This is a genomic window from Pseudomonas sp. K5002 (assembly GCF_013386655.1).
Taxonomy (GTDB): domain Bacteria; phylum Pseudomonadota; class Gammaproteobacteria; order Pseudomonadales; family Pseudomonadaceae; genus Aquipseudomonas.
The window spans coordinates 1-6,194 of record NZ_JACARK010000703.1 but is presented as its reverse complement, the minus strand read 5'-3'; the positions used below and the strand labels follow the sequence as shown (position 1 = coordinate 6,194).

Sequence of the window (6,194 nt, the reverse complement as noted above, 5' to 3'; positions counted from 1 at the left end):
CGGCGCTTTGCAGGGCGGTGACGTCGCTGCGGCGGGTGCCGAGTACCACCACGGTGTCGAGCTTGTCGGTCTTGGCAGTGGGCTGCGCATCGGCGGCTACAGCAGGCACGGCAAGGCTGCCCATGACCAGCGCGATGGCGCCGGCCAACGGAGTACGTTGGAACATAGAAAGGTCCTTTCGAAGCGTGTTGACGATGGCGGCCGGGCGCTATGGCTCAAACAAAGAAGGTCAACTGTGGGAGCGGGCTTGCCTGCGATGATGGCGGCACAGCCACATAATGGTTGGCTGACCCACCGCTATCGCAGGCAAGCCAGCTCCCACATTTGATCTCCGGCGTTTGGTGAATAGTGTCCGGCGGCTGAAGTTAGAAGCGGCTGGTCACGCTCAGCCCCACGGTGCGTGGGTCGCCGTAAGTGATCACGTACTGCCCCAGCCCGCCGTTCGGCCGGCCATGCACCTGATAGCGGCGGTCGGTGAGGTTGTTCACAAACCCGGTGACGCTGAGTTTTTCGTCGGCGCTGTACCAGGTCAGGCGGCTGTTGGCCAAGGTGTAGTGCGGCTGGCTCAAGTCCTTGTCGGCGCTGCTCTGGCGGTCGGCGAGGAAGTATTCCTTGTCGCGAAAACTCACGTCGGCACCGGCCACCAGCTTGCCGCCGATTTCCAGCGGGATGGTGTAGTCGCCACCCAGCGACACCACGTTGCGCGGCGAGCGCACGAAGCTGTTGCCGCTGTAGTCACCCGTGACCGCACCGGTGTTGGGGTTGGTGTTTTTGAAGTCGGTGTATTCGGTATCCAGGAACGAAATCGCCGCCCGCAGGTGCAGGTAGTCGGTGGGTTGGCCTTCCAGTTCCAGCTCGGCGCCCTTGACCTTGCCCTTGGCGCCGTTGGTCAGCGCGGTGGTCAGTACGCCGTTGTTGACGGTCAGCAGGTTGACCTGAATGTCCGAGTAGTCGTAGTAGAAGATGTTCGCGTTGGCCGTCAGGCGATGGTTGAACCACTCGGACTTCACGCCGAATTCGTAGGCATCGAGTTGTTCCGGGTCCACCGTGGTCAGCTGCGACAGGCTGGTGGACAGCCCGGTGTTGAAGCCGCCCGAGCGGAAGCCGTGGGCATAGCGGAAGAACACCCGCACGTTGTCGTTGATCCGGTATTCCGGGGTCAGGTCATAGGTCCAGGCTTCCCAGGTCTTGTCTTCCTGGCGGTTGCCGTTGGTACCGACGCCGCCCAGGGGAATCAGCGGGCCATTGGCGGTGGCGCGCGTCAACTGAGTGAGGTTGAGGTCGATGTCTTTCTTTTCCTGGGTCCAGCGCAGGCCACCGGTCACGCTGAAGTTGTCGGTGAGGTCGTAGGTCAGGTTGCCGAACAGCGCGTAGCTGTCGGTGGTGTGGTTGTAATTGAGGTCGCGAAAGTCCGTCGCGCCGTTGACCTGGTTCGAGCCGGTGCCATTGGGTGTCGGGCCCGGGGCGATAAAGCGTCCGGCGCTGCTGTCCAGGTCTTCATGGAAATAGTGCGCGCCGGCCAACCAGCGCAGGGTTTCCTGCTGGGGCGAGGCCAGGCGGATTTCCTGGGAGTACTGGGTGTATTTGTTGTCGGCGGTAGAGGTGCCGTTGACCTCGTAGGGCGTGTAGTCGGCATCGCCACTGGACTGGCCGCGGATGTAGTCGTAGGCGCTGATGGACGTGAGGGTGTAGTCGCCCAGGTGCCAGTTGAGGGTCAGCGAAGTACCGTCATGGTTGAGCTTGGAGTCGTCGTCCACGTTCAGCGCAATATTGCGCCCGGCGGGGCGGGTGTAGCCCACGTTGTAGTAGCGGCCGAGGGTCAGCGCACCGTTGGCGCCGTCGCCCTTGAACTCGCGGCTGTGGATCTTCCACAGCGCGTCCAGGTCCGGGTTGAGCTGGGCGAAGAATTGCAGGCGCACGGCCTTTTTGTTGACGTCGCCGTAGGTGTGATCGTCGATCAGGTTTTTCTGGAAACCGTCGCGTTCCTCGGAGTACAGCGAGATCCGCGCCGCGAGTTTTTCCGGAACCAGGGTGCCGCCGATGGCGCCATTGACGATGCGTTCGTTCTTGCTGCCAAAACCGATCGTGCCATAGCCGTCGGTGTCGAAGGTCGGTTTCTTCGAGATGATATTCACCGCGCCGGCCGTGGTGTTCTTGCCATACAGCGTGCCTTGGGGGCCGCGCAGGATCTCGATGCGTTCGAGGTCAAACAGCGGGCCGCCACCGGCAATCGGTGCGTTCAGGTACACGTCATCGGCGTAGATGCCCACCGGGTACACAGTGGCCGCGCCGGTGTCGCCGGTGCCCAGGCCACGGATGTACCAGCGCGGGCGCCCGTCGCCGTCGGGGTTTTTCGCCGAGGCGTTGGGAATGAAGGTGGTGATATCGCCCATCGACCGCACGCCGTCGGCAATGATGCTGGTGCCTTGTACCGCCGACACCGCGACCGGAACCTCTTGCAGGGTTTCTTCCCGGTGTTGTGCGGTGACGGTCACGGTCTTCAGCGACGGTTCGGTTTTGCCTGCATCGTTTTCGGCAGCGTCGGCGGCCAGCAGATGTTCGCTGGCGGTGCCGCCTGCCAGCAGTAAAGCGAGCCACAGGCCCTTGGTGATTGGATTAAGTGTGTGCATTGAAATCTCCCCCGGAAAAGTTTCCTTGAAGGGGTTAGAGCAGAGATCGTGCCAAGCAGATTTCAGGGTCGATACATGGTTGTAAGATATTGATATATAACGATTAAAAAATTCAAGAAGAGGACGTTTTCGAACAATTGAAAGCGCAGCCGAAGGCCGCTTGAAAAGCCTGTCGAAGATTCAGCAGAAGTTGCTTGGAGGGTGCTGCTGGAGCAGCAGGGGAGGTGTTGCCGTAGCAGCTGTCGAGCCCCGGCGAGGCTGCGTAAACGGTGTATCTGACACACCGCAAACGCAGCCTCGCCGGGGCTCGACAGCTGCTACATGGGGGAGGTCAAACAGCCACGCGGGAGGTGGAGCCGATGACCTTTTCCAGCACGCTGAAATCAATCCAGTCGCGCACATCGAAGCGCCGTGGAATGAAGTTCCAGCGATGCAGGAAATCGGTGAAATCCTGCAAGGCTTCGATGGAGCGCGAATCGAGCGTGGTACGCAGCCGACGATGGGCATCTTCGCCGTAGGCCGCGGTTACCCAGTACTCGCTGGTGTTGAGTTCCTGTGCCAGGAAGCGCCGGGTCTCGTCCGGATTGGCCCAGGCCCATTGCTCGGTGCGCAGCACGGTGTCGACGATTTTCACGCTGGCGTCGAAGTGCTCCTGCAGCAGGTTGATGTCCACCGTGAGGGTGCGTGGCGTGCCGTTGTTGGAGCGGATCAGCGGGTCCGGGTGCGAACCGGTGTCCACCACCACATGCAGGCCGAACTCGTTGGCCAGGTGCACGGCGTGGGCACCCTTGAGGAAGATCGCGTCGATATCACCGCGCAGCAGGCCGATCAGTTCGTTGTTGCGCCGGCTGAAGCGGCTCACCCCCAGGCTCGCCGGGGAGCCGTAGACGTATTGCACCTGGTTGTCGCTGTAGGTGCCCCCGTAGGGGTAGTCCACCAGCTCTACGTCCGAGACTTCCAGGCCTTCGAGCTTGAGGGCGTTTTCCAGGCCGCGCAGGGCCTGGGCACGGGTGAAGTCGATCTGCACGTTGGCCCATTTCGGCAGGCCGAAGCGCCGGTTTTTCAAGTCGCGCACGCTGCGCACACCGCTCTCGGCGGTGGTCAGGATCAACTGCACCTCGTCGCTCCACGACAAACCCAACACCCGGGTTTCCACGCCACTGGCGTAGGCCCAGATCGCCGGGATATTACCGCCGTGGCGCACCGAGTTTTTCAGGTGATGGTCGTAATGTGCCTCGCGAACTTCCCGTTCCGTGGACTCGCGCAACGACTGGATATTGGTGCCAAAAGGCAGGAACGCCTCGGCCAGGCGACCGGACTGCACAGCAATGCCAAGGCCGGTGGGAACCGGGCTGTGGGTGTACCAGAGAGTATCGAGTGGTTTGCTCATAAGGGTCTTCGTTCAAATCCATGAAATAGGAAACCTTTGCAGGAGCCCGGCTTGCCGGCGATAAGGCCCGAAAGGTCAATACCCCATTCAAGGCCGTCATCGCCGGCAAGCCGGCTCCTACAGGGGTTAGCCTGCCAGCGCGGTTTTGCCGTTCAAGAGTGCTTCCAGCGGCCGTGCATCAATCCATTCACGCACGTCGAAGCTTTTCGGGATAAAGCGCCAGCGGTGCAGGAAATGCGTGAAGTCCTGCAGCGCGGCAATTGCCTGTTCATCAAGTTCGGTGCGCAGGCGCAAGTGGGCGTCGTTGCCGTAGGCGGCGGTGACCCAATACTCACTGCTGTTGGTTTCCTGGGCCAGGTAGCGCCGGGTTTCCTCCGGGTGGGTGTGGGCCCATTGCTCGGCGCGCAGGACCGAGTCAAGAATGCCGGTGGCTACGTCGAAGTGGTTTTCCAGCAGGTTCAGGTCCACCGCCAGGGTACGCGGCGTGCCGTTGTTGCTGCGGATCAGCGGGTCCGGGTGCGAGCCGGTGTCGATCACCGAGTGCAGGCCGAAATCATGAGCCTGTTGGGCGGCGTGGGCGCCCTTGAGGAAGATTGCATCGACTTCACCGCGCAGCAGGCCGATCAGCTCCAGGTTACGTTCGCTGACTTTTTGCGTGACTGGCGTACCGGCGATATTGCGCACCGGGGTATCGCTGAAGGTGCCGCCGTAGCGGAAGTTCTTCAGCTTCACGTCGCCGACTTTCAGGCCTTCCAGTGACAACGCGTTTTCCAGGCCGCGCAGGGCCTGGGCGCGGGTGAAGTCGATCTGTGCGCCGGCCCAGTCCGGCAAGCCGAAAGTACGGCCCTTGAGGTCCTTGACGGTTTTGATGCCGCTGTCCTGGCGGGTCAGGATCAGTTGCACTTCATCTGCCCACGACAGGCCGATCACTCGGGTTTCCCGGCCCTGGGCGCGGGCCCAGATCGCCGGGATATTGCCGCCATGGCGTACCGAATTGCGCAGGGTGTGATCGAAGTGCGATTCGCGCACCGCCTTGTCATCGGACTCGCGCAGCGACTGCACCTCGGTGCCCAGGGCACCGACGGTGTCTTGCAGCCAGCCTTTTTGCACTGCAATGCCCAGGCCGGTGGGCACGGGGCAGCGGGTGTACCAGAGCGTATCGAGAGGTTGGGTCATCAGGAGTTCTCCCACAGCGTTCAGGCGCTGGCTTTCAAAGGTTGGATCGCCGGGCGTTGGTGCACAAGCGGCAGGACTTCCTGGCCAATGCGCAACGCTTCTTCCAGGTGTGGATTGCCGGCGAGGATGAAGGTCGAGAAGCCGGCGTCGCGGTATTCCACCAGGCGCTCGGCGATGTTCTGGTGGCTGCCGACCAGGCCCACGGTCGGACCCGGTTTGGCTTTGGCGAAACCGGCCCACAGGTTGGGACCGATGATCAGGTCATCGAAGCGGTCGACGTTCTGGTGGTACGCGGTCTGGCGTGCGCCGCCGACCGAGTCCGAGCCGCTGGTAAAGCCCTTGGCGACCTGGCTGCTCTTGCCTTCGAGCTTGTCGAACTGGCGACGCAGGTCTTTCCAGGCTTGCTCCTCGGTCTCCCGGGCGAACAGGTCTACCCGCAGGCCGAAGCGCACGGTGCGGCCTTGTTTGTCGGCCAATTCGCGTACGCGCTCGATGTGTGGCTTGAGCTTGTCGATGGGTTCGGCCCAGTTCAGGTACACGTCGGCGTGTTTGGCGGCGACGTCGAGGGCGGCGTCGGAGAAACCGGAGAAGTACACGCCGGGCTTGCGTTCGTGGTGCAGGCCGTGGGGCAGAGCGCCGTTTTCCAGTTGGTAGATATCACCGTTGTAGGAGAATTTTTCGTGCTCCCAGAGGCCCTGGATGATGTCGAGGAATTCGCCGGTGCGCTTGTAGCGCAGGTCGTGTTCGAGGAAGTCACCGTTGGCGCGCTGGCTGGCGGGGTTGCCGCCGGTGATGATGTTCCACTCCAAGCGGCCACGGCTGAGGTTTTGCAGGATCGCAGCTTGTTGGGCGGCGTAGGCGGGCAGGGTCCAGGTGGCCTGGAAGGCGATCAGGAATTTGATGCGCCGGGTTTCTCGGGCCAGGGCGGCGGCGACGATCCATGGTTCGGGGCCGGTGGGCAGCAGGGCGCCTTCGAAGCCGGCGAGTTCGGCGGCTTT

At 62.4% G+C, this 6,194-nt stretch carries 4 protein-coding genes; all 4 read right to left on the bottom strand.

Annotated elements, in window-relative coordinates; translation table 11 throughout:
* Positions 1 to 365: 365 nt before the first annotated feature.
* Positions 366 to 2,630 carry a TonB-dependent receptor gene (locus HX846_RS26560; RefSeq protein ID WP_087693871.1) on the bottom strand — a complete coding sequence of 755 codons (2,265 nt, stop codon included), beginning with the start codon at positions 2,628 to 2,630 and terminating at the stop codon, positions 366 to 368.
* Positions 2,631 to 2,961: 331 nt separating this feature from the next.
* Entirely contained in the window at positions 2,962 to 4,020 is a 1,059-nt protein-coding gene (locus HX846_RS26555; RefSeq protein WP_003212534.1) for an ABC transporter substrate-binding protein, read from the bottom strand.
* A gap of 126 nt (positions 4,021 to 4,146) precedes the next feature.
* Positions 4,147 to 5,196, bottom strand: coding sequence for an ABC transporter substrate-binding protein (locus tag HX846_RS26550; RefSeq protein ID WP_177068942.1), 1,050 nt, complete (start codon positions 5,194 to 5,196; stop codon positions 4,147 to 4,149).
* A 20-nt stretch (positions 5,197 to 5,216) separates the two neighbouring features.
* Positions 5,217 to 6,194, bottom strand: a 978-nt coding sequence (locus HX846_RS26545; protein ID WP_178966415.1) for an LLM class flavin-dependent oxidoreductase, incomplete at its 5' end; no start/stop codon positions are given.

Coding starts and splice junctions, on each gene's coding strand:
- HX846_RS26560 (WP_087693871.1), bottom strand. CDS start 2,630: ATGCACACACTTAATCCAATCACCAAGGGCCTGTGGCTCGCTTTACTG.
- HX846_RS26555 (WP_003212534.1), bottom strand. CDS start 4,020: ATGAGCAAACCACTCGATACTCTCTGGTACACCCACAGCCCGGTTCCC.
- HX846_RS26550 (WP_177068942.1), bottom strand. CDS start 5,196: ATGACCCAACCTCTCGATACGCTCTGGTACACCCGCTGCCCCGTGCCC.